Origin of the sequence: Mycoplana sp. MJR14 (assembly GCF_029210525.1) — a bacterium.
In the GTDB taxonomy this organism is placed as follows: Bacteria; Pseudomonadota; Alphaproteobacteria; order Rhizobiales; family Rhizobiaceae; genus Mycoplana.
Window position 1 is genome coordinate 23,929 of record NZ_JARGEO010000002.1, and the last position, 23,087, is coordinate 47,015.

22 protein-coding genes are annotated in these 23,087 nt (G+C 67.2%); 12 read left to right on the top strand and 10 right to left on the bottom strand.

Features of this window, described 5'->3' with window-relative positions; translation table 11 throughout:
- Positions 1-47 precede the first annotated feature (47 nt).
- Positions 48-3,071: an Ig-like domain-containing protein gene (locus P0086_RS04360; RefSeq protein ID WP_275782882.1), complete on the bottom strand. Its 3,024-nt coding sequence runs from the start codon at positions 3,069-3,071 to the stop codon at positions 48-50.
- Positions 3,072-3,459: 388 nt separating this feature from the next.
- Here P0086_RS04360 and pgsA point away from each other — a divergent pair, with 388 nt between their 5' ends.
- The 3 genes from pgsA to P0086_RS04375 are packed head-to-tail and all read left to right on the top strand — an operon-like array spanning position 3,460 to position 4,778.
- Positions 3,460-4,044: a CDP-diacylglycerol--glycerol-3-phosphate 3-phosphatidyltransferase gene (pgsA, locus tag P0086_RS04365; protein WP_112597596.1), complete on the top strand. Its 585-nt coding sequence runs from the start codon at positions 3,460-3,462 to the stop codon at positions 4,042-4,044.
- Positions 4,044-4,298, top strand: a complete 255-nt coding sequence (moaD, locus tag P0086_RS04370; RefSeq protein WP_275782885.1) for a molybdopterin converting factor subunit 1 — start codon at positions 4,044-4,046, stop codon at positions 4,296-4,298. Before pgsA ends, moaD begins: the two co-directional genes overlap by 1 nt.
- Before the next feature lie 3 nt (positions 4,299-4,301).
- The gene (locus P0086_RS04375; RefSeq protein WP_148179485.1) at positions 4,302-4,778 is read left to right on the top strand and encodes a molybdenum cofactor biosynthesis protein MoaE; all 477 of its coding nucleotides are present in this window, start codon (positions 4,302-4,304) and stop codon (positions 4,776-4,778) included.
- A gap of 37 nt (positions 4,779-4,815) precedes the next feature.
- Here P0086_RS04375 and P0086_RS04380 read toward each other — a convergent pair whose 3' ends face one another.
- On the bottom strand, positions 4,816-5,712 hold the full coding sequence (locus tag P0086_RS04380; RefSeq protein ID WP_275782889.1) for a branched-chain amino acid ABC transporter permease: 897 nt from the start codon (positions 5,710-5,712) through the stop codon (positions 4,816-4,818).
- 67 nt (positions 5,713-5,779) lie between these two features.
- Here P0086_RS04380 and P0086_RS04385 point away from each other — a divergent pair, with 67 nt between their 5' ends.
- Together P0086_RS04385 and P0086_RS04390 are read left to right on the top strand one after the other, a co-directional pair.
- The gene (locus P0086_RS04385) at positions 5,780-6,334 is read left to right on the top strand and encodes a CGNR zinc finger domain-containing protein (RefSeq protein WP_148179486.1); all 555 of its coding nucleotides are present in this window, start codon (positions 5,780-5,782) and stop codon (positions 6,332-6,334) included.
- Positions 6,331-6,849, top strand: a complete 519-nt coding sequence (locus P0086_RS04390; RefSeq protein ID WP_275782892.1) for a hypothetical protein — start codon at positions 6,331-6,333, stop codon at positions 6,847-6,849. The genes P0086_RS04385 and P0086_RS04390 overlap by 4 nt, the downstream gene beginning before the upstream one ends.
- 93 nt (positions 6,850-6,942) lie before the next feature.
- Here the strand turns inward: P0086_RS04390 and ndk are convergent, their stop codons facing one another.
- Positions 6,943-7,365 carry a nucleoside-diphosphate kinase gene (gene ndk / locus P0086_RS04395; RefSeq protein ID WP_011974973.1) on the bottom strand — a complete coding sequence of 141 codons (423 nt, stop codon included), beginning with the start codon at positions 7,363-7,365 and terminating at the stop codon, positions 6,943-6,945.
- A 104-nt stretch (positions 7,366-7,469) separates the two neighbouring features.
- Complete coding sequence (locus P0086_RS04400) at positions 7,470-8,159, bottom strand: glutathione S-transferase family protein (protein WP_112607882.1); 690 nt, start codon at positions 8,157-8,159, stop codon at positions 7,470-7,472.
- Positions 8,160-8,305: 146 nt separating this feature from the next.
- Between P0086_RS04400 and P0086_RS04405 the strand changes: the two genes are divergently transcribed.
- The 5 genes from P0086_RS04405 (at position 8,306) to P0086_RS04425 (ending at position 13,916) form a co-directional block, all read left to right on the top strand.
- Entirely contained in the window at positions 8,306-8,821 is a 516-nt protein-coding gene (locus P0086_RS04405) for a DinB family protein (RefSeq protein ID WP_275782925.1), read from the top strand.
- Between the two features lie 134 nt (positions 8,822-8,955).
- Positions 8,956-9,225 carry a hypothetical protein gene (locus tag P0086_RS04410; protein ID WP_112597582.1) on the top strand — a complete coding sequence of 90 codons (270 nt, stop codon included), beginning with the start codon at positions 8,956-8,958 and terminating at the stop codon, positions 9,223-9,225.
- Positions 9,226-9,439: 214 nt separating this feature from the next.
- A complete protein-coding gene (locus tag P0086_RS04415) occupies positions 9,440-10,507 on the top strand; it encodes a GGDEF domain-containing protein (protein ID WP_148189712.1) in 1,068 nt (355 codons plus the stop codon).
- Positions 10,508-10,574: 67 nt separating this feature from the next.
- Positions 10,575-12,464, top strand: a complete 1,890-nt coding sequence (locus tag P0086_RS04420; protein WP_112612966.1) for an ABC-F family ATP-binding cassette domain-containing protein — start codon at positions 10,575-10,577, stop codon at positions 12,462-12,464.
- Positions 12,465-12,809: 345 nt separating this feature from the next.
- Positions 12,810-13,916, top strand: a complete 1,107-nt coding sequence (locus tag P0086_RS04425) for a TRAP transporter substrate-binding protein (protein ID WP_112597576.1) — start codon at positions 12,810-12,812, stop codon at positions 13,914-13,916.
- Positions 13,917-14,070: 154 nt separating this feature from the next.
- Here P0086_RS04425 and P0086_RS04430 read toward each other — a convergent pair whose 3' ends face one another.
- The 3 genes from P0086_RS04430 to P0086_RS04440 all read right to left on the bottom strand — a co-directional run bounded on the left by P0086_RS04430 (position 14,071) and on the right by P0086_RS04440 (position 17,412).
- On the bottom strand, positions 14,071-14,847 hold the full coding sequence (locus P0086_RS04430) for an adenylate/guanylate cyclase domain-containing protein (RefSeq protein WP_275782932.1): 777 nt from the start codon (positions 14,845-14,847) through the stop codon (positions 14,071-14,073).
- Positions 14,848-15,028: 181 nt separating this feature from the next.
- Positions 15,029-16,840: a TRAP transporter large permease subunit gene (locus P0086_RS04435; protein ID WP_275782935.1), complete on the bottom strand. Its 1,812-nt coding sequence runs from the start codon at positions 16,838-16,840 to the stop codon at positions 15,029-15,031.
- On the bottom strand, positions 16,837-17,412 hold the full coding sequence (locus P0086_RS04440) for a TRAP transporter small permease subunit (RefSeq protein WP_275782937.1): 576 nt from the start codon (positions 17,410-17,412) through the stop codon (positions 16,837-16,839). The genes P0086_RS04435 and P0086_RS04440 overlap by 4 nt, the downstream gene beginning before the upstream one ends.
- Before the next feature lie 248 nt (positions 17,413-17,660).
- Between P0086_RS04440 and P0086_RS04445 the strand changes: the two genes are divergently transcribed.
- Positions 17,661-18,587, top strand: coding sequence for a Gfo/Idh/MocA family oxidoreductase (locus tag P0086_RS04445; RefSeq protein WP_275782939.1), 927 nt, complete (start codon positions 17,661-17,663; stop codon positions 18,585-18,587).
- A gap of 7 nt (positions 18,588-18,594) precedes the next feature.
- Here P0086_RS04445 and P0086_RS04450 read toward each other — a convergent pair whose 3' ends face one another.
- Positions 18,595-20,046: a PLP-dependent aminotransferase family protein gene (locus P0086_RS04450; RefSeq protein ID WP_275782941.1), complete on the bottom strand. Its 1,452-nt coding sequence runs from the start codon at positions 20,044-20,046 to the stop codon at positions 18,595-18,597.
- Positions 20,047-20,165: 119 nt separating this feature from the next.
- Here P0086_RS04450 and P0086_RS04455 point away from each other — a divergent pair, with 119 nt between their 5' ends.
- Entirely contained in the window at positions 20,166-21,029 is an 864-nt protein-coding gene (locus P0086_RS04455; RefSeq protein WP_148149874.1) for a DMT family transporter, read from the top strand.
- Between the two features lie 10 nt (positions 21,030-21,039).
- Here the strand turns inward: P0086_RS04455 and P0086_RS04460 are convergent, their stop codons facing one another.
- Both P0086_RS04460 and P0086_RS04465 read right to left on the bottom strand, forming a co-directional pair.
- Positions 21,040-21,489: a DNA polymerase III subunit chi gene (locus P0086_RS04460; RefSeq protein WP_275782944.1), complete on the bottom strand. Its 450-nt coding sequence runs from the start codon at positions 21,487-21,489 to the stop codon at positions 21,040-21,042.
- Positions 21,490-21,493: 4 nt separating this feature from the next.
- Positions 21,494-22,984, bottom strand: a complete 1,491-nt coding sequence (locus tag P0086_RS04465; protein WP_275782947.1) for a leucyl aminopeptidase — start codon at positions 22,982-22,984, stop codon at positions 21,494-21,496.
- Between the last annotated feature and the right edge of the window lie 103 nt (positions 22,985-23,087).

Here is a 23,087-nt window from a genome sequence, read left to right on the forward strand (position 1 = left end):
CGGTGAGAACCAACCCACCGGACCTGTCACTGCGTCTTGTCTTCCGCTCAGAGCAGGAAGTCGCCCTTCTGCAGACCGACATGGCCGGAGAGCAGGATGGCGAAGTCCGCCTTGCCGTCCCCATCCGTATCGCCCGAGAGCAGCGTATGGGAGCCCAAGCGGGAATGGCGAAGCTCGCCGGCCTCCTTGCTGAAGCCGTGCGTGCCGATGAAGACGAAGGCGTTGTCGGCCTGGCTCGCCTCGCGGGCGTCGATGCCGCGCAGGTCGATCCGATCGCCGGCGGCACGCGAAAAGTCATGTATGATGTCGCGACCGTAGCTTGAGACCGTGCTGTCCGACGCGTCGCGGAAGACGAACACGTCGCGTCCGGAGCCGCCCCAGAGCTTGTCCGCGCCGGCGCCGCCGGACAGGGTGTCATGGCCCTTTTCGCCGTAGAGAGTGTCGTTGCCTCCGTTTCCGCGCAAGGTGTTGTTGCCCGCGTTCCCGGTCAGGCGGTTGGCCGAGGCATTTCCCGTTCCCCACGCGTTCGCCGCGCCGGTCAGGATCAGCCGCTCGACATTGGCGGCCAGCGTGTGGCTTTGGGCGGAATGGACGGTGTCGGTCCCGTCGCCGGCGTATTCGGTCACCTTGTCGGAGCCGCTGCCCATCAGGTAGACGTCGTTGCCGCCACCGCCATAGAGCCGGTTCGAGCCGCTGCCGCCGTCCAGCGTGTCGCTGCCGTCGGCGCCCGAGAGCGTGTCGTTGCCGGCGCCGCCGTACAACCTGTCGCTGCCCTCGAGCCCCTTCAGGTAGTTGGCGCCGGAATTGCCGGTGATCGTGTTGGAAAGCGTGTTGCCGGTGCCGCTGTAGCCGGCCGAACCCAACAGCGTCAGCTTCTCGACGTTTGCCGTCAGCGTGTGGCTGCAGGCCGCCTGGACGATGTCCGTGCCGCCGTTGGCTCCTTCCGTCACCTTGTCGCTGGAGCAATCGACCACGTAGGTGTCGTTGCCGCCCTCGCCCTTCAGCGCGTCGGTGCCCGTCCCGCCGTCGAGCAGGTCGTCGCCGCCGCTTCCGGCGAGCGTATCGTTGCCGGCGCGGCCGTACATGAAGTCGCCGTAGATGCTGCCGGACAGGCGGTCGCTGCCGCCGGTGCCGGAGAACACGTCCGCCGACACGCCCTTGACGGTCAGGGTGATCGTCGCCGTCGTCGTCCCGCCCTTGCCGTCGGAGACCGTGTAGCTGATGATGACCTTGCGGCTCTCGCCGTCTCCGATGTTCTGGTTGGGACCGGCCATCGGGTTGTAGATCAGCATCTTCTTGGCATCGATCGTCACCGAGCCGAAGCCGGAGACGATCCTGGCGTTGATCATCGCCAGCTTGTCGTCGTCGACGTCGATGGCGGCGTCCTTCACCTCGATGCGGTAGACCTCGTTCTCATAGGTCGTCCCCCGGATCGCCTTGGCGTCGGGGTCGTCGTTGACGGCCTCGACGTTCAGCGTGATCTTGCGCGTGATCGGATCGATGTCCTTGCCGCCGAAGTCGGTGCCGCCGTCGTCGATGACGTTGAAGGACAAGGCGCCGACCGCGGTGCCGTTCAGGTTCGTGGCCGCCTTCCAGACGAGCTTGCCGTCGGCGATCTGCCAGGCCTTGATCACCTGGCCGGCCGCGACCGCGGTCCCGTCGAGGGTGAGCGTGCCGTTGGCCGGGACGGCACCGATGCGGACCGCCTGCATCCCGTCGCCGTTGATGTCGGAGAAGCCGAAGTCGGCCACCTCGAAGACGTAGCTGCCGTCCTCCTTGACGTAGCGCGTGGCGTCCCGCCCCGAGGGCGCATCGTTCACCGGATGAAAGACCTTCTCGTAGAGGTGGACGCCGTCCTCCTCCTCCGCCTGCCAGGTCAGCGCCAGCCCGCCATCGGCAAGGACTGCGATCTTCGGCGCCGTCAGCGGCAGGGCGGACAGGCCCGTGACGTATTCCTCCGCCACCATGCGCGGCGTGCCGTCCGCGTTGAAGGTGCGTAGCGCGATCGCATAGCCGGCCGCGCTCTTCGTGGTCCAGGCGATCGCGAAGCCGCCGCCGGAAAGCGCCGCCACGTAGGGATCGCCCTGGATGCCGTCGATGGCGAGGTTGACCGGGATGTCGCCCGGAACGCGGCTCTTGCCGTCCGGATTGTAGACCTGCATCGCCAGGCCGTCCTCGTCGTGCCAGGTGCCGCCGCTCCACAGGACGACGAAGCCGCCGTCCTTCAGCGCCGTGACGATCGGGCTGCGCTGCTCGCCGGTCGTGTGGATGTTCACGGCGAAATCCGTGCCGGCGCGGGCCGTGCCGTCGGCGTCGTAGATCTGCATGCCGACATCGGCCGTGTCGCCCTGCCGCTCGCCGTCCCAGGCGACGACGAAGCCGCCGTCGGCGAGCGCGGTGACCACCGGATGGTGCTGGATGTCGCCACCGCCGAGCGCAGCAAGGGCGTCCGTCTGCAGCGTTCCCTTGGAATCGTAGATGCGCATGCGCACGGGGCCGTCGGCCTGCCCCTCCTCGGAGGCGCCGTTGTGGACCACGACGAAGCCGCCGCCGGCGAGTGCGGTGATCGCGAACGCGCCGGCCGCAACGTCGATGCGGATGTCGGCGGGATCGGAGCGCAGGGACCCGTCCTTTTCGAAGACCCGGAGCGCCAGCGCCGTCTGCGCGCCGTCGCCGACGCGCCAGGCGGCGACGAGGCCGCCATCGGCCAGCGTCGTCAGCAGCGGCTGCGACTGGATGCCGGCCGTGTCGGCATTCGCCGGCAGGTCGAGGGCGCTGCGCGCCGTGCCGTCGGCATCGAACAGCCGGAAGGCGACCCCGTTGTCATCGGAGGCGGTCGCGCCGCTCCAGGCGACCGCAAAGCCGCCATCGGCGAGCGCGGTCACCCTGGGGGCCAGCTGGTCGCCTCTGGTGTCGGCGACCACCGGGAGTTCGACCGTCGAGCGCAGGCTGCCGTCGGCATTGAACACCCGCATCGTCACGTCGGTCGTACCGTCGGCGGCACCGCCGCTCCAGACGAGCACGAAGCCGCCATCGGCCAGCGTGACGATATCCGACTGATACGGCCCCATTGCCGGGTTGTCGTTTAGCGACAACAAATCTCCACCGATGATCCCCATGTGGAGGACCCACCTTTCCCCAACCCAAGATTTGAATTTTGCAATACCCAACTCGGCGGCCTGCAACTGCAGGTCACCCGAACACGGCTGTGCCGTACGCGATTTCTGTTTCAGAACGAACAAAAAAGAAGTTCTATTCGAAAAAACTGAAAATTTTTATTCACTCTGTGTCGGCGCGGCTACAGCCGGGAGTTCGGCAGCGCACAGTGCGCCCGCCGTCGTCTTTTCTCGGCGGGCATCTGAATATTGCCTTGTTCGCGTAGAAAAGCTCTCGCAAACGGTTGACGGACCTGTCACAAAGACCGCAACTACCCGTAAACATAGCAGAGACTGCGAATCCATGGCCCGCCGCGCTTACAGCATCCCGAACCTCCTCACCTACGGCCGCATCCTCGCCGTTCCTGTCATCGTCCTCTGCTTCTTCGTCGAAGGCCGGCTGCAATCGTCGGATTTCGCCCGCTGGACCGCGCTCGGCCTGTTCGTCGTCGCCTCGATCACCGATTTCCTCGACGGCTATCTCGCCCGCATCTGGAAGCAGACGTCGAACATCGGCCGCATGCTCGACCCGATCGCCGACAAGCTGCTGGTCGCCTCGGTGCTGCTTCTGATGGCGGCCGACGGCACCATCGCCGGCTGGACGATCTGGGCGGCGATCATCATCCTGTGCCGCGAGATCCTCGTCTCGGGCCTGCGCGAATACCTCGCCGAACTGAAGGTCAGCGTGCCGGTGACGCGCATCGCCAAGTGGAAGACGACGATCCAGATGTTCGCGATCGCCTTCCTGCTCGCCGGCCCCGCAGGCGACAAGGTCCTGCCCTACACCACCGAGGTCGGCATCGGCCTGTTGTGGATCGCCGCACTGATCACCATGTACACGGGATACGACTACTTCCGGGCCGGCCTGAAGCATATCGTGGACGAATGATGACCAAGCTTGTCTATTTCGCATGGGTGCGCGAGCGGATCGGACGCGGCGAGGAGGAGATCGATCTTCCCGGCCATGTCCGGACCGCCGGCGACCTGTTGCGGCACCTGAAGACGCTGGGCGAGGAATACGAGATGGCGCTCGAGCACGAGAACGTCATCCGCGTCGCCGTCAACCAGGAGCACGTGGAGCACGACGAGCCGATCGCGGGCGCCCGCGAGATCGCCCTGTTCCCGCCGATGACCGGAGGTTGAGCCATGGCCGGCGGGGCTCATTCGCCCGTGGTCGTGCGGATCCAGCGCAACGATTTCGACGTGGCCGCGGAGACCGCGGCGCTGACCGCCGGACGCACCTCGATCGGCGCGATCGTCACCTTCACCGGCCTCTGCCGCGACGAAAACGGCGCGCTCGCGGCGCTGGAACTCGAACACTATCCCGGCATGGCCGAGGCCGAGATCCGGCGGATCTGCGACGCGGCGGTCGAGCGGTTCGCGCTCCAGGGGATTGCCGCCATCCACCGCTTCGGCAGAATGGCGCCCGGCGAGACGATCGTCCTCGTCATTGCCACAGCGCCGCACCGCCAGGCCGCCTTCGACGGCGCATCCTTCGTCATGGACTACCTCAAGACGTCGGCCCCGTTCTGGAAGAAGGAGCACCGGGCCGACGGCAGCGCGGGCGGATGGGTCGAGGCCAAGGACGCCGACGACCGGGCGCGGGAGAAATGGAAGCGGTAGCGCCTTGGCCGCCGGCAACGCTGTACCGCCCCTCTCCTCACGGTATCCCCCGTTCCCGCCGCAGCACCACCAGCAGCAGCACCAGCGCCGAATAGATGACGAGATCCCGCCAGAGGAAATCGCCATAGGCGTTCCACAGCGTCTCGGCAAAGCCCAGCGCCGCGCCGCCGGCGGCGGAAAGCACCGGGCTCGCATAGCCGCCGATCGCGGCGATGAACAGCACCTTGACCCCGAAGTTCAGGCCGGCGCCGAAATCCATGTTGCCGTAGTAGCCGGCGGCGAGGATGCCGGCGAGGCAGGCGACGAGTGCCGCGAGCGCGAAGGCCTGGAGGAAGACGCGGGCGCTGTCGATGCCGCACAGTTCCGCCGCGTTGCGGTCCTCGCACACCGCCCGCCAGCGCCGGCCCCAGGGCGAGCGCGCCAGGAAGACATGGCCGGCGATCACGATCGCAGCCATCAGGGCGGAATTGATGATCTGGAGAACCGTCAGCGTCACCGGGAAGGCCGGGTCGCCCCAGAGTTCGATCGGCCGGTTCAGCAGCGGCGGCAGCCACAGGCTGCGCGTATCCGAGGCAAGCCGCGCGCCCTCCATGAGCACGAGCACGACGCCGAGCGCCGCGACGACGACGGTGTTGTCGGAGGAGAAGGCGAGCGGCCGCATCACCTGGCGGCCGACGACCAGCCCCACCCCCAGGCCGTAGACCAGCGCCATCACCGCGCCGAAGCCGAGGGCGGCCGGCAGCACCAGCCAGAGCCGGTTCCAGCCGACATCGGCGAACAGGATGAACATCTGGCCGGCGAAGGCGAAGACGGCGCCGTAGCTGATGTCGACCCGGCGCGTCACCGAGAACGCGATCGCATAGCCGAAGGCGAGCATGGCATAGAGCGCTGCGACCGGCACGGCATTGGCGATCTGTTGCAGAAAATAGGCCATCGGACATCTCGCTGGTGACAAGCTCACTATAACTGGTAAAATGACTTTTACCAGTTAGGATAGCGTCATGACCTTCACCTGGACGCCCCATCGCTTCGCCGGCGGCGCGCTTGCGCTCGATGTCGCCAACTCCGTCGTCCTGCGGTTCGACCCGGCGCGCCGGATCGACCGCTATGCCGATCCGGCGGCGATGGACGCCTTTGCCGATGCCGCGAGCCTCCATTGCGCCGAGCGTGAGCAGGCGCAGGCGCTCGTCCCCGTTCCGCCCGTGCGCCGCAGCACCTTCATCGGGCTGCGCGAGGCGATCGACAGCCATTTCCGCGCCGAGGCGACGGGGGAAGGAACGGCAGCACTCCTGGCACGGCTTCTCGATGCGATCGCCGGGACGCTGCGGCTGTCCGGCGCCGATCCGCGCGCCCTCGACACGGCGACGGCGCATTCCGCGCTGCGGCTGGCGGTGATGGCGGAACCGGAGCGGCTGAAGATCTGCCCCAATTGCGGCTGGCTCTTCCTCGACCGGAGCCGCAACCGCTCGCGCGCCTGGTGCGACATGGCGGTCTGCGGCAACCGCAGCAAGGCCAGCCGCCACTACTACCGCCGGAAGGAGGGCATGCGCGCATGAAACGATCGCTTCGAGGGCTTGTCATGATCGCCGCGCTGGCCGCCTCGACGGCACTGGCCGGATGCCAGCGCGAGACCGGCGGCGAGCCGCTGCAACTGACGGGCAAGATCTTCGTCTTCAACTACCGCCTCGCCTACGCCACCTACATGATCACGCTGAACCGGACGGAGCCGCTTCCGGAAGGGGCGACGATCACGGCCGAATTCGAAAACCCGGCCGGCGGCGATCCGCTGGTGCTGCAGCGCAAGCTGTTTGCCGCACAGGAGAAGGTGGTGCTGGAGAGCCCGGACGTGCGTTGCGTGAAGAAGGCCAGGCCCTACCGGGTGTCGATCACCGTCGACGGCCCCGACGGCGCCCGGCTCCAGGCGCTGGAGACGACGGTCGTCTCCGACCTCGACCAGAGCGTGCTGCCCGCCCATGCGCTGGTCGTCGGCCCCGCCTACGACAAGAACCCCGAGATGTTCAAGAACGGCCTGACCGGCGGGCAGTTCGACATGAGGAAATGCCCATCATAGCGCAGTGTCCCGGTGGATACGAAAAACGGGGCCGCGCGGGCCCCGTTTTCGTATTTCGTTCAATTCGTTGAGGCCAGCGCCTCAAGATTTGATTCAGCCGACGATCTCGGTGCCGGAGAACCAGTAGGCGATTTCTTCCGCGGCGGTTTCCGGAGCGTCGGAGCCGTGGACGGAGTTTTCGCCGATCGACAGGGCGTGAACCTTGCGGATGGTGCCCTCTGCGGCGTTGGCCGGGTTGGTGGCGCCCATGACTTCGCGGTTCTTGGCGATGGCGTTCTCGCCTTCCAGCACCTGGACGACCGTCGGGCCGGAGGACATGAACTCGACCAGCTCGCCGAAGAACGGACGGTCCTTGTGGACGGCGTAGAAGCCCTCGGCCTCGCGGCGGCTCATCCAGACGCGCTTGGAGGCGACGACGCGCAGGCCGGCATCCTCGAGCATCTTGGTGATAGCGCCGGTCAGGTTGCGCTTCGTCGCATCCGGCTTGATCATCGAAAAGGTGCGTTCAATCGCCATAATCTCATATCCCTTGGTCTACGGTGAGTGGCGGTTCCTTACCCGCCAATGCGGCGCAAAACAAGGGGGCCCCGGCCCGAGACCGCCGGGAATCGGGCAGAGCGTCAGGCGGCGCGGACGCTGCGGCCGAGCCCGTCATGGAGATCGAGGACGCGCCCGAACCAGAGCGCGACCGGATCGTCGTCCGCAAGCACCTTCGCAGTCGAGGTGACCCGCAGCCACTGCAGCGCGCCGAAGACGATGTAGTCGGCAAAGAGCGGTCCCTCGCCACCGATGAAGGGCTGCGACTTCAGCATCGTGCGCAGCGGCTCCAGCTTGCCGGCGAAGGCGGCGATCTCGTCGTCACGGGCGGCCACGACGGCTTCCAGCGGCTGGCCGAGCCGATCCTCGCGGCTGGTGCGGAAATAACTTTGATCCTCCGGCCCCAGCATGTCGTGGATATCGACCAGCGCGATCCGCATCACCGCCGGATGCAGGGTCGTCTGCGACCAGCCCTCGACGAAGCGGGCCATCGCCCTGCCGCCGTCGCCGCCAAAAAGGGTCGGCCGACCGGGATAGGCCTCGTCCAGATAGAGGGCGATGTCGAAGCTGTCGCGCACGAGCCGCTCGCCGTCGCGCAGCAGCGGCACCGTCCTGGAGAAACCGCCTTCCAGCTTCGGGATCTCCGTGAAACCGACCTTCTCGACCTCGCAGGAAAGCCCCTTGTGCGCCAGAGACAGCATCGTCTTCCAGACATGCGGGGAGAACGGACGGCTGCGGTCTTCGCCGCAGAGCGCGTAGAGCTTCAGGGTCATGGCTGCTTCCTTGCGGATCGGGGAGCGCCATTCGAGACGAGGCGGCGCTGAAGATCAAATCAGAAAAATTCATGCGACCGATCACCGCGGCTTCGATATGTCAGTGCCTGGTTTTGTCCTTCCTCGCAACGCATCCGGAAACAGACATGCTCGATCACTACAGGAATCTCGCCGCCTACAATGCCTGGGCGAACCGCGTCGTCTATGCCGAGGCCGCTTCGCTCTCGCCGCAGGCCTTCCGCGAGAACCGCGGCGCCTATTTCGGCTCGCTGCACGGAACGCTCAACCACCTGCTGGTGGCCGACCGCATCTGGATGAGCCGCTTCACCGGCTCGGGCGACGCGCCGACCCGGCTCGACGCGATCCTGCACGACGACATCGACAGCCTGCGCCAGGCCCGGATCGCCGAGGACCGGCGGATCATCGACTGGCTCGGCTCGATCGACGCGGCGCGCCTCCGCGAAGAGATCACCTACAGCCCGATCTCGAATCCGGTCCCGGTGACGCACCCGCTCAGCATGGGGCTTGCGCACTTCTTCAACCACCAGACCCACCATCGCGGCCAGTGCCATACGATCCTGACAAGCATGGGCAGGCCGAGCCTCTCGCTGGACCTCATCTTCTTCATGCGCAACGAAGGCGCGAGCCTGCCGCGGGTGTGACGCCTGCCCGGGGGCAAGCCTGCCCCCTCCGTCCCTGTTACCGAAGTGACAGGCGTGCTGTGAGCGCGGTGCGATAGTGCCCGGGCCGAAACGCCGAGAGGCGCTTCCCCCACCCGGCACGATGAGGACGTGACATGGCAAGAAAGAGCGAAGAGTGGAGCGCGCTGCTGGGCAGCACGCTGTCGAAGATGGCCTTGGTGCGCGGCACGGACAGTCCGGACGCCTATCTGCCGGACGAGTGCTTCATCGTGATCGACAAGCTGCTTGCCGTGGCTCTGGAAGAGGCGCGCGCGCAAGGCTATGCCGAAGCGGTCCGCGACGCCCAGCAAGCGCAGGCCCGCCGCAAGGACAGCACCATCCGCCAGATGATCCGGGCGCTGCCGGCGGTGCGGCTGTTCGCCTGACCGGCCGCCCGACGCCGGCGCGGCGAGCGTCTGCGTTTCTTTCCCGCTCCACTGTGCCGGCCGCCCCTGGCGGCGCCGGCTGGTGAGCGCGCCATGCGACTGCTGCGGGCGTGGCGCAAGCAACAGGTTCTTAAGGCTTATCAGCTACTGGTTTTAAAGGCCGGCCTTGGGGAAGGACCGGCGCGACCGCACACTGCCCAGACACTGGTGAGCCATGACCGCAAAGGCCAATGCAACGGATACGCTTGCCCGATCGGCGGCGGTGCTCGCGAAGATCGCGCAACTGATGACGCGGCTGGAGATCGCCGCGATCCCGCGCAACTATTCGCTGCTGCACGAGGCGCTGACGGGCAGCAACACCGCACTCGGCCGCGAGATCACCGCGCTCGGCAAGGCGCCGGCGCAGGAGGCGCTGGACGCCATCGGCGTGCGCAACGGCCTGCCGGACCACAATTCGCTCGTGCTCGGCCACAGCGCCACCGACCTGATGCGCACCATCGCCGCGCTGGCGGCGGAGGCGGAGAGCGAGCGCCAGAAGCGCACCAATGCGGTGACGCAGATCAACCATCTGCTCGGGCGACTGAAGGCCGATCCGGTGATGGCCATGACCGATTTCGCCAGCCAGGCCGGCCTGCTCGTCGCCGCCGTCGAGGCGCTGATCGGCAGCGAGAGCGCCCATTGCCAGCGGCTGGACGCGCTGGTGGCGCGGCTGGAGAATGTCGCAGCCGGGGCTGCCGCCAGCGAGACGGCGCTGCTGCACGACCCGATCACCGGGCTTGCCAACCGCACGGCGCTGATGAACCGGCTGGTGGCCACCTACGACGCCGAGGACAGCTCCGGCAGCGCCCTGCTCTTGATGCGGGTCGAGCGGCTGAAGAGCCTGTCCGACAGCCACGCAGCGGGTGCAAGCGAGGAGGCGCTGAAGCAGATCGCCACCATCTTCCGCAAGTCGATCAAGAAGCTCGACTACGTGGCCCGCGTCGGCGGCGACGGCTTCGCCTTCCTGTTCGACAAGGTCGACCACGACAGCGCGGTGCTGATCGCCGAGCGCATCCGCAACCGCATCGAGACGGAGGTCTTCCGCATCTCCGGCCGGGACTATCTGCCCGGCACGCTGTCGCTCACGGTCGGCGCCGCCTTCACCGACGACGCCCAGAACGGCAACGAGCTCTACCGGCAGGCGATGCTGGCGCTCGAGGCCGCCAACGAGAGCGGCACCTGCGTCTATTCGGTGGAACTGACCGAGCTCGCCGGGCGCAACTATCGCCGCGAAATCGCCTGAGGCCTTCGCCGCACGTCCGCCCACGCCTCTTGCGCTGGGGCGGTCGCCCACCCTATAGACGCCGGTCATGATCACGATTTCCGGCCTTTCCGCCCGCATCGCCGGGCGCCTGCTCATCGACAACGCCTCGATCTCGCTGCCCTCCGGCACGAAGGCGGGCCTCGTCGGGCGCAACGGCGCCGGCAAGTCGACGCTGTTCCGCATCATCACCGGCGATCTCGCCGCCGAGGCCGGCGCCGTCTCACTGCCGAAGAACGCCCGCATCGGCCAGGTGGCGCAGGAGGCGCCCGGCACCGACGAGCCGCTGATCGAGATCGTGCTCGCCGCCGACAAGGAGCGCGCCGCCCTGATGGCGGAGGCGGAGACGGCCACCGACCCGCACCGCATCGCCGAGATCCAGACGCGGCTCGCCGACATCGGCGCCCATTCGGCCGAAGCGCGCGCGGCCAGCATCCTCGCCGGGCTCGGCTTCGACCACGAGGCACAGAAGCGTCCGGCGAAGAGCTTCTCCGGCGGCTGGCGGATGCGCGTGGCGCTCGCCGCCGTGCTCTTCTCCGAGCCGGACCTGCTGCTCCTCGACGAGCCGACCAACTATCTCGACCTCGAAGGCACGCTGTGGCTCGAGGATTACGTGCGGCGCTATCCGCACACGGTGCTCATCATCAGCCACGACCGCGACCTGCTGAATACCGCCGTCAACGCGATCGTCCATCTCGACCAGAAGAAGCTGACCTTCTACCGCGGCGGCTACGATCAGTTCGAGCGGCAGAAGGCGGAAGCCGACGAGCTGCAGATGAAGGCGAAGGCCAAGAACGAGGCCGCGCGAAAACACCTGCAGAGCTTCATCGACCGCTTCAAGGCCAAGGCGACCAAGGCGCGCCAGGCACAGAGCCGGGTCAAGGCGCTGGAGCGGATGGGCACCGTCGCCGCGGTGATCGAGGAGCACGTGCAGGGCTTCACCTTCCCCGAGCCGGAAAAGCAGCCCGCCTCGCCGATCGTCTCGATCTCCGGCGGCGCGGTCGGCTACGCGCCGGGCCAGCCGATCCTGAAGCGGATGAACCTTCGGATCGACAACGACGACCGCATCGCGCTGCTCGGCTCGAACGGCAACGGCAAGTCGACCTTCGCCAAGTTCATCTCCGGCAAGCTCGCCGCCGAGAGCGGCGAGGTGAAGACAGCGCCGGGGCTGAAGATCGGCTTCTTCGCCCAGCACCAGCTGGACGACCTGGTGCCGACCCAGAGTGCGGTGGAGCACGTGCGCCGGCTGATGACGGATGCGCCGGAAGCCAAGGTGCGCGCGCGCGTCGCCCAGATGGGCCTGGCGACGGAGAAGATGGACACGCCGGCGAAGGACCTCTCCGGCGGCGAGAAGGCGCGGCTCCTGATGGGCCTTGCCGCCTTCGACGCGCCGAACCTCCTGATCCTCGACGAGCCGACCAACCACCTCGACATCGACAGCCGCCGCGCGCTGATCGAGGCGCTGAACGACTATCAGGGCGCCGTGATCCTGATCTCGCACGACCGTCACCTGATCGAGGCGACCGTCGACCGGCTGTGGCTGGTCAAGGACGGCACGGTCGCGAGCTTCGACGGCGACCTCGAGGAATACCGCACGCTGATCGTCGGCGGGCCGAAGCCGAAGGAGGAGAAGGCGCGCCCCGTCCTCACCGACGACGGCCTGTCGAAGGCGGACCAGCGCAAGGCGAATGCCGACCGCCGCGCCTCGCTGGCGCCCTTGCGGAAAAGGATCAACGAAATCGAGACCCTGACGGCGAAGCTCGAGAAACAGATTCAGGCGCTGGATGCGGAACTCGCCGATCCCCTGCTCTACGAGAAGAGCCCGGCCAAGGCGGCGCAGAAAGCCAAGGAACGCGCGGACGCCGCCGGCAGGCTTGCCGAGGCGGAAGAGCAATGGCTGGAACTGTCGTCGGAATACGAAGACGCGATGGCGGGATAGGTTCCGCCTCGCCCGATCGCTCCTGCCCCGATCTGCCCGAAGGTCGCCCGCATGGCATCGCACCTGCGCACCCGCTCTCCACGTCGAATCGCGCCGGCGCGCGGCACGCCGACGCCATACACGCTGGGCGTGCGCCAGCCCGCAATCGATGTCGGAACGGCGTGGGCACAAGCCGGAAACGCCTAAAAAACATGCAGATAGGCACGCCTTCCGTGATTAGACGAAAGTCGTATCCGCTTGCGGCCGGCTATTTGGCCACCGTGCTTGAATAGGCCCCCCCGACATGGTTAGGTCTCCCTCGGTAACCAAGGGGCTCTGGGAGGCCCCGCCATTGGGAGGATAATCATGGACCGTCGTTCATTCATCAGGAAGGCCGGGATCACCGGCGTCGGCGCTGCTGCCGCAACCGCGCTGGCCGCGCCCGCGATCGCGCAGACCACCCCCAAGATCAATTGGCGCCTCGCCTCGTCGTTCCCCAAGTCGCTGGACACGATCTACGGCGGCGCCGAGGTGATCTCCAAGTACGTCTCCGAAGCGACCGACGGCAACTTCCAGATCCAGGTCTTCGCAGCCGGTGAAATCGTGCCCGGCCTGCAGGCGGCGGACGCCGCGGCCGCCGGCACGGTCGAGGCCTGCCACACGGTCTCCTACTACTACTGGGGCAAGGATCCGGTCTGGGCGCTCGGCGCCGCCGTTCCGTTCGCGCTCAACGCCCGCGGCATGAATGCCTGGCAGTACCACGGCGGCGGCATCGACATGTTCAACGAGTTCCTGGCGACCCAGGGTCTCGTCGGCTTCCCCGGCGGCAATACCGGCGTGCAGATGGGCGGCTGGTTCCGCAAGGAGATCAAGACCGTCGCCGACATGCAGGGCCTGAAGATGCGCATCGGCGGCTTCGCGGGCAAGGTCGTCGAGAAGCTCGGCGTCGTGCCGCAGCAGATCGCCGGCGGCGACATCTACCCCTCGCTGGAAAAGGGCACCATCGACGCTGCGGAGTGGGTCGGCCCCTATGACGACGAGAAGCTCGGCTTCTACAAGGTCGCGCCCTACTACTACTATCCCGGCTGGTGGGAAGGCGGCCCGACGGTCCACGCCATGTTCAACAAGGCGGCCTTCGACGGCCTGCCGAAGAGCTACCAGTCGCTGCTTCGCACCGCCTGCCAGGCGGCCGACGCCAACATGCTGCAGAAGTACGACTGGCTGAACCCGGCGGCGATCAAGCGGCTCGTCGGCAACGGCGCCAAGCTCAGCCCGTTCAGCGCCGAGATCCTCACCGCCTGCTTCGAGAAGGCGAACGAGGTCTATGCCGAGATCGAGGACACCAACCCGACCTTCAAGAAGATCTGGGAGTCGATCAAGGCCTTCCGCGGCGAGTACTATCTCAACGCCCAGATCGCCGAATACAACTACGACACCTTCATGATGATCCAGCAGCGGAACGGCAAGCTCTGAGGCTGATCGACATTGCGGCACGAGGGGAACCCCGGGGCGATGCTCCGGGGTTTTTTGTTGCTTGCGGGCCGCGCCGGCGCAGCGCGCGACGCTCACCTCTCCAGCGAATCAGGGCGGCACGCGCTGCCCAAAGCCGCAGAGACGAAGGGATCCGTCAGGCCCGCCTGGCGAGCACCCGCGCCCGGACGGGCTGATCGAAGCCCTTGAGGGCAAGGAGGCGCTCCCCTGCCCCGGCCGTCCACGCCGGCGAGCGGGCCGCCGTCTCGGCTGAGACGAGGATCTCGCCCGCCGCCGCCTGGGACTCGAGCCGCGCCGCCAGGTTGACCGCGCCGCCGATCGCGGTGAAGTCGCTGCGGAAGCTGGAGAACTCGCCGATCTCGACATCGCCCGTATGGATGCCGACGCCGACGCCCAGCATGTGTGCCGGCAACCCATCCAAACTCGAGCGCAGATCCTCGAACGCGGCCGCACACAGCCGCTGGAGGTCGAGCGCCGCGTTGATCGCGGCGCCAGCATGGTCGGCGGCGGTGATGGGGAAATTGAAGATCGCCATCAGGCCGTCGCCCATCTGCTTGTTGACGATGCCGTCATGCGTCCAGATCGCCTGCGCGCAGCGGTCCTGGAACAGGCTGACGATCGCGCTCAGCCGGATGGCGTCGATCCGCTCGGACAGGGCCGTGAACCCCCTGATGTCGGCGAACAGGATGGTTGCGGGCACGGTGACATGCCGCTGTTTCTTGACATAGCGGAACGAGCGTTCGCAGATCGTGCAGATGTTCGGGTTCATCTTGCTGCGGGTGATGCCGAAGGCGCGGAACGGCAGCGACAGCGGGCCGCGGATCGGGATCGGCACGTGCATCTGGTCCCAGCAGCCCCGGCAGATGCCGGCATGGCCGTGTCTGGCAGACCCCATGGGGCTCGCTGTCGTCATGTCCCGCAACGTCCCGGCTGACGGCCCCGGCGGCCGTCGATCGCCGCAAGCTTCGGCTATTCGGGAGCGTTTGGCAACGCGGGGTCGGCGCCCGTTTTCCGGATGGGCGGCGGCTGCGCCGCGCTCCAAACGCGACGGGCCGGCTTTCGCCGGCCCGCTGCAGGTTTTCCGTGACACCCCGTCAGTTGAACGACGGCGGCTGGCTGAGGTCGTTGGCCGGCGGCGCGGGCTGCGGCTGGGCGCCGGTTCCACCGTTCTGCTGGCCCCCTTCCGGGGCCGCGGGCGGCTGCTCGAGCGGATTGCCGCCCGGAAGCTGCAGGCCGCCGGGCAGGCCGAGGCCGCCGCCGTTGTCCGGCAGGCCGAGACCGCCGCCCTGGCCGCCGAAGCCCGGCACCTCGATCTTGATCGTCGAGGGATCGACCGCCCCGGCATCGCCCTTGTAGTGCATGACCATCTGCGGGAACATGATCGTCAGCGCCACCATGATGATCTGGATGCCGACGAAGGGCACCGCACCCCAGTAGATCTGGCCCGTGGTCACCGGCGCCGTCATCTTGCCCGTCACCTTGTCGAGATAGGGCACGCGGGCGGCCACCGAACGCAGATAGAACAGCGCAAAGCCGAAGGGCGGATGCATGAAGCTCGTCTGCATGTTGATGCCGAGCAGCACGCCGAACCAGATCAGGTCGATGCCGAGCTTGTCGGCGGCCGGCGCCAGCAGCGGCACGATGATGAAGGCGAGCTCGAAGAAATCGAGGAAGAACGCCAGGAAGAAGACCAGCACGTTCACCGTGATCAGGAAGCCCGTCTCGCCGCCCGGCATGGAGACCAGCAGATGCTCCACCCACAGATGGCCGTTCACGCCGTAGAAGGTCAGCGAGAACACGCGGGCGCCGATCAGGATGAACAGGACGAAGGCCGACAGCCTGGTGGTCGAGGCCAGCGCCGAACGGATCACCTCGAGATTGAGGCGCCCCTTCGCCGCCGCCATGATCAGCGCGCCGACGGCGCCCATCGCCCCGCCTTCCGTCGGCGTGGCGATGCCGAGGAAGATGGTGCCGAGCACGAGGAAGATCAGCGCCAGTGGCGGGATCAGCACGATGATCACCTGCTGGGCCAGCCTGGACATGGCGTTGATCTTCAGGTTCCGGTCGAGCAGGGCCACGACATAGATGAAGGCGACGCCGACGGTGGCGCCGAGAATGTCGGCGTTCTCGCCCTGGGTCGGGGAGAGATAGACATGGGCCGCATAGGCGATGCCGGCCGCGACCAGGAGCGCGATCAGGAGTGAGGTCACCCCGGAACCGAGCGAGCGGGCCTCCGGCGGCAGCGCCGGCATGGAATCCCGCTTCAGGAAGGTCATGAGCAGGATATAGCCCATGTACATGCCGGTCAGCACCAGGCCGGGCACCAGCGCGCCGGCATACATGTCGCCGACCGAGCGGCCGAGCTGGTCGGCAAGGACGATCAGGACGAGCGAGGGCGGGATGATCTGAGCGAGCGTGCCGGAGGCGGCGATGACGCCCGAGGCGATGGAGCGGTCATAGCCGTAGCGCAGCATGATCGGCAGCGAGATCAGCCCCATGGCGATGACGGATGCCGCCACCACGCCGGTCGTCGCCGCGAGCAGCGCGCCGACGAAGATGACCGCATAGGCGAGACCGCCGCGGACCGGTCCGAACAGCTGGCCGATCGTGTCGAGCAGATCCTCGGCCATGCCGGACCGCTCGAGCACGATCCCCATGAAGGTGAAGAAGGGGATGGCCAGGAGCGTGTCGTTCGACATCACCCCCCACAGCCGCTCCGGCATGGCGTTCAGAAGCGGCCATGACAGGTTGATGGTCTCCGAGAACGGCGCGAGCTCGACGCCGATGACGAAGAAGAGCAGGCCGTTCGCCGCCAGCGCGAATGCCACCGGATAGCCGAGCAGCAGGAACACGATCAGCGAGGCGAACATGATCGGCGCGAGGTTGTCTGCAATGAGTTCGATCATGCGCCCTTCTCCTCGGCGATGGCGGTGTCGAGCGGCGCATGCGTCGGAACGTAGGGTGTCGGATCCTCCATGTCCCCGCGCATGATGGCGATCTTCTTGATGATTTCCGATACGCCCTGGGCTGCGAGCAGCACGAAGCCGGCCAGCAGGATGCCCTTTGCGGGCCAGAGGATGAGCCCGCCGGCGCTCGACGACATCTCGCCCGAGCGGTAGGACATCGTCACGTAGGGAACGAGGTAGTAGATCATCAAAAGCACGAAGGGCATCAGGAAGAAGCAATGCCCGAACAGATCGATCCAGTGCTGCGTCCTGCGCGAGAACTTGCCGTAGATCACGTCGATGCGGATGTGCTCGTTCTGGCTCAGCGTATAGGCGGCGGCGAGCATGAAGGCGCCGCCGAACAGGTACCACTGCGCCTCGAGCCAGGCGTTCGACGAGACGTTGAACGCCTTTCGCACCACGGCATTGCCGGCGCTGACGAGGACGGCGACGAGGATCAGCCAGGACACCGCCTTGCCGATCCTTTCGGTAATAGTATCAATCATTCGGCTGAGGCCGAGCAGCGCTCCCATCGTGTTCCTCCCCGCTTGGCGTGCTTGTGTGCTATTGTGCCATGCACAGCCAGAGTGCGCATTTCAAGCCCGGTTTCAAGGGCAAAGGCCGGTTTTCCCGGCTGGAGCCGCCGCATTAGACGAAAGGCGAACACGGCGGCGACGGCGCTGCACAACGGTTAGGCAGCGATCGGGAAAAGACGCTCTTGCCGCGGCCGGTCATTCTGATAAAACACGCCGCAATCATCATACAAATCGAGCGAAACACCATGTCCCCGATCCATCTCGCCATCGTCGGCGTCGGCAAGATCGCCCGCGACCAGCACCTGCCTTCGATCGCCAGGAACCCCGACTTCCAGCTCGTCGCCGCGGCCAGCCGCCACGGCACCGTCGACGGCATCGACAATTTCAAGTCGATCGACGAGATGCTGGCAAAGGTCCCCGGGATCGAGGCGGTGTCGCTCTGCATGCCGCCGCAGAACCGCTACGAGGCCGCCCACGCGGCGCTGGTCGCCGGCAAGCACGTCTTCATGGAAAAGCCGCCGGGGGCGACGCTGAGCGAGGTTGCCGACCTGCAGGCACTCGCCGACGCCAAGGGGCTGTCGCTGTTCGCCAGCTGGCATTCGCGCTACGCGCCGGCGGTGGAGGCGGCCAAGGCGTTCCTCGATTCCACCGTCATCCGCTCGATGAAGGTGATCTGGAAGGAAGACGTCCGCCACTGGCATCCGAATCAGGAGTGGATCTGGCAGGCGGGCGGCCTCGGCGTCTTCGATCCCGGCATCAACGCGCTGTCGATCGTCACCCACATCCTGCCGCGGCCGGTGTTCATCACCAAGGCGACGCTGGAATTTCCGGAAAACCGCGACGCGCCGATCGCCGCCGGCATCACCTTCACCGATGCACACGGCCTCGACCTCACCGCCGAATTCGACTGGCGCCAGACCGGCAAGCAGAGCTGGGACATCGTGGCGGCCACGGACGACGGCGAGATGGTTCTCTCCGAAGGCGGCGCGAAGCTCTCGATCGACGGCGTGCTGAAGCAGGAGGAGCCGGAGCAGGAATACCCGATGCTCTACAAGCGCTTCGCCGAGATCATCAAGGCCGGACGGTCGGATGTCGACCTCGCGCCGCTCCGCCACGTCGCCGACGCCTTCATGCTCGGCAAGCGAAAGTTCGTGGACGCGTTCTACGACTGAGACCGCGTCAACTCGTGGCCCGGCCCGGCTCGGCGGATGGAGGACGGCTCGCCTCCATTCGCGGGGTGTTTCTCAGAACGTCCGCCAGCACCTGGTAAATGCGCGGATCGAGCGTGTGGGCGACGTTGAAGCGCATGAAGTCTGCAGCACCGTGCGACACGCTGAACACGTTTCCCGGCGCCAGCACGATGCCCTGCTCGCGCGCCGACTGGGCGACCCGCGCCGCATCCAGCTCCGCCGGCAGCCGGCACCACAGGTTGAAGCCGCCGCGCGGCATCAGCCAGGGTTCCATTCCGAGCCCGTGCAGCCGCTCCGCCACTTCCCGGCGTGCCCGCACCAGCCGCTGCCGCACCTCGTCCATGTGCTTGCGATAGCCGCCGCCGGCCAGGACATGCGCGATCAGCTCGGCTGCGACCGGGCTCGGCCCTCCGAAGTTCGTCGCGACCTGCAGGTCCACCAGCCCCTCGATCCAGTCGGCGCACGCGGCGATATATCCGCAGCGCACCGATGCCGACAGCGTCTTGGAGAAGCTGCCGATCCGGATCACCCGGTCCAGCCCGTCGAGCGTGGCAAGCCGCGTGGACGGCGCCGGCTCGAAATCGGCGAAGATGTCGTCCTCGACGAGGATCAGATCGTGCTGGACGGCGAGGTTCAGCAGGCGATGGGCGCACTGGGGAGACAGCGTCGCGCCGGTCGGGTTGTGGAGCGCCGAATTGGTGATGTAGAGGCGCGGGCGCTCGGCGTTCAACAGGGCCTCGAACATCTCGACATCGGGTCCCGACGGCGTATAGGGCACGCCCACGAGCTTGACCTGGTGCGCGCCGAGCAGGGCGCGGAAATTGAAGTAGCAGGGATCGTCGATCAGCACGGTGTCGCCGGGACGCAGCACGAATCGGCAGACCAGGTCCAGCGCCTGCGTGCCGCTGCCGGCCAGCATCAGGTGGGCCGGCTGTGCGGCGATCCCCTCGTCCGCCAGGCGGTTCAGGAGAATGCGACGCAACGCCAGGGACCCGCGCGTGCTGCCGTAATAGGCGAGCAGGTCGTCCGTGCCGCGCGCCAGCGTCCGCATGGCGCGGCGGAGCGCCTCGTTCGGCATCCAGTCGGCGGGAAGCCAGCCGCATCCGGGCTTCAGCACCGCCGCGTCGGAATCGAGCGATTCCCGCGACACCCAGAACGGGTCGACCGCCCTGACGCGCGGCGCCTGCGTGTCGGCGAGCCGGAGCGGCGGCAGGGCATGGCCGGACACGAAGAAACCCGAGCCTCTTTGGGCGCGGATCAAGCCTTCGGCGGCAAGGCGGTCATAGGCCTCGACCACCGTGGACGGGGAAACGCCCATCGTCGCGGCAAAGCTGCGGACCGATGGCAGGCGGTCGCCCGCCGCAAGGGCGCGGGTGGCGATCCTCGTCCTGATCGCCTCCATGAGATCCAGCGTCCGTTTTCCCGCAACCCGGCGCGACATGACTAGCTCCGATCAATTGTGCTGGTTACTGCATCAATACAGTTTGCGCCAATTGTACTGATCTGTGCCTGTTCCTGCCAGTGCCCCGCGCCTAAAAAGACGCAGGAAAGCGAGGCGACATGAGAACATCCACGGCAGGTTGGGGCAGCGGGCTGATCGGCGTCATCATCTTCAGCGGGTCGCTGCCTGCGACGCGGGTCGCCGTGTCGGATTTCTCGCCGCTCTTCTTGACCTCGGCGCGGGCGGTCATCGCCGCGCTGCTCGGGGCCGCCCTGCTCTTCGTGCTTCGCCAGCCGCGGCCCGCCGCCGGCCATCTCCTGTCGCTCGCGCTCGTCGCCCTTGGCGTCGTCGTCGGCTTTCCGCTGCTGACGGCGCTGGCGCTGCAGCACATCAGCGCCGCCCAGTCGATCGTCTTCGTCGGGCTCCTGCCACTGGCAACGGCGATCTTCGGCGTGCTGCGCGGCGGCGAGCGCCCGCGGCCGGCCTTCTGGCTGTTCTCGGGGATCGGCAGCGCCATGGTCGCCGGCTATGCCGCGACGTCCGGCATTGCCGTCTCCCTGACCGGCGACCTCTTGATGATCGCCGCGATCGTCGTCTGCGGGCTGGGCTATGCGGAAGGGGCGAAGCTGTCGCGAATCCTGGGCGGCTGGCAGGTCATCTCCTGGGCGCTCATCCTGTCGCTGCCGCCGATGGCGGCCATCGCGCTCGCCACGCTGCCGCAGACATGGCAGGGCATCGCCGGCCTGTCCTGGATCGGCCTCGCCTACGTCTCCGTGTTCAGCATGCTGCTCGGCTTCGTCTTCTGGTATCGCGGCCTTGCCGTCGGCGGCATCGCCGGGGTCGGGCAGCTGCAACTGCTGCAACCGTTCTTCGGCCTGCTCCTGGCGGCCGGCCTTCTGGGCGAGCGGGTCAGCGGGATGATGTTCGTCACCACGCTTGCCGTCGTCCTGTGCGTCGCCGGCGCCCGGCGCTACGCGCGCTGACGCGCCTGCCTCACGCTTTCTTCGCCCAGCGGCCGTCGCCGGTCTGCTGCCAGTATGTCAGCTGGTGCCCCTCGCCCTTCAGGCGCTTCCAGTGGCCGCGCGCGGCGTCGAGCTCGGCCTGGTCGTGGCCGTCGAACATGAAGATGACGCGCTCGTAGGCGTCGAGCGGCGGCGGCTCGGCACCGTCGACGAGGAAGCGGACGGTCGCGTCATTGGCATTGCCGGGGCCGATCGTCAGAAGCACCGGCTGGTCGGCGGGGTTCGGCTGCTCGTCGGTGCCGTGCGGGAGGAAGCTCTCCTCCCGGTAGGTCCACAGATGCGTGTCGAGTGCGTCGCGCCGCTCCACCGTCCCCGCCTGGACGACGACCCGCCAGCCGCGTTCGAGGCTCTTGTCGAGCAGCGGCGGCAAGGCGTCCTCCAGTTTCGTTTCGGTCAGGTGGTAGAACAGGATTTCGCTCAAGCGATCAGCTCTCGTACTGCGCCCGCACCAGCTCATCGAGCAGCCGCACACCGAAGCCCGAGCCCCAGGACTGGTTGATATCGTCGGTCGGCGAGCCCATGGCCGTGCCGGCGATATCGATATGCGCCCAGGGGGTGTCCTTGACGAACCGGTGCAGGAACTGGGCGGCCGTGATCGAGCCGGCATAGCGGCCGCCGGTGTTCTTCATGTCGGCGAACTTGCTGTCGATCATCTTGTCGTATTCCTTGCCGAGCGGCAGGCGCCAGACCCGCTCGTTGGTGGCAAGGCCGGCCGCCGTCAGGCGCGCCGCCAGCGTGTCGTCGTTGGAGAACAGGCCCGCGTGATGGCTGCCGAGCGCGACCATGACGGCGCCGGTCAGCGTCGCGAGGTCGATCATGAACTGCGGCTTGAAGCGGTCGTTGCAGTACCAGAGCGCGTCGCAGAGCACGAGCCGGCCCTCGGCGTCGGTGTTGATCACCTCGATCGTCTGGCCGGACATGGAGGTGACGATGTCGCCGGGGCGCTGGGCGTTGCCGTCCGGCATGTTCTCGACGAGGCCGAGGATGCCGACGGCGTTGACCTTCGCCTTGCGGGCGGCGAGCGTGTGCATCAGGCCGATGACGGCGGCCGCCCCGCCCATGTCGCCCTTCATGTCCTCCATGCCGGCGGCCGGCTTGATGGAGATGCCGCCGGTGTCGAAGACCACGCCCTTGCCGACGAAGGCGATCGGACGGTCCTTCGGCTTGCCGCCGTTCCACTGCATGACCGCAAGCCGCGGCGGCCGGGCCGAGCCCTGGGCGACGCCGAGAAGGGCCGCCATGCCGAGCTTCTTCATCTCGCGCTCGGTGAGGATCTCGACCTCGACGCCGAGCTTCTCCAGCGCTTTCGCCTTCTCGGCGAACTCGACGGGGCCGAGCACGTTCGCCGGCTCGTTGACGAGATCGCGGGCCAGAAGGACGCCGCCGGCGATCGCCTCGCTCTCGTCATGGGCCTTCTTCGCAGCGCCGGCAGCCGCCGTCACGATGGTGACCTTCGTCGCCTTCTTGCTGTTGGTCTTCTGGTCGTCGTCGTCCTTCTTCGTCTTGTAGGTCTCGAAGCGGTAGGCGCCCAGCTGCAGGCCGAGGGCGAAATCGGCCGCGGCCTTGCCGCTGATCTCCACACCCGTGGCATCGAGGTAGACCGTCACCGATTCGGCGTCGCGAATCTTCGCTGCCGTCGCTCCGCCCGCCTTCAGCCAGTCATGCGCGGCGATCTTGGCCGGATCGCCGAGCCCGAGCAGGACGATGCGCTCGAACGGCGAACCATGCGGCGCCACGATGTCGAGGTTCTTGAGCGCCTTGCCCTTGAAGCGGCCGACTTCGGCGGCGCGGGCGACGACGCCCGCGGGATCGGCATCGGCCGGCGCGCCGATCGCGTCCAGCGCCTGCAGGACCACCGCCGTCCCGCCCGCCGGCTTCACCGACTTCACAAAATTGACATCGAACTTCTGGGACATGATCCACTCCAAGGGTACGCGCGGGGCCGCTCCGGTCGCCCGGCGGCCCGAATTTTCCGGTTGCGAAAGCTGACTGTCGGCAATTCCTTGTCGCTTTTGCGGC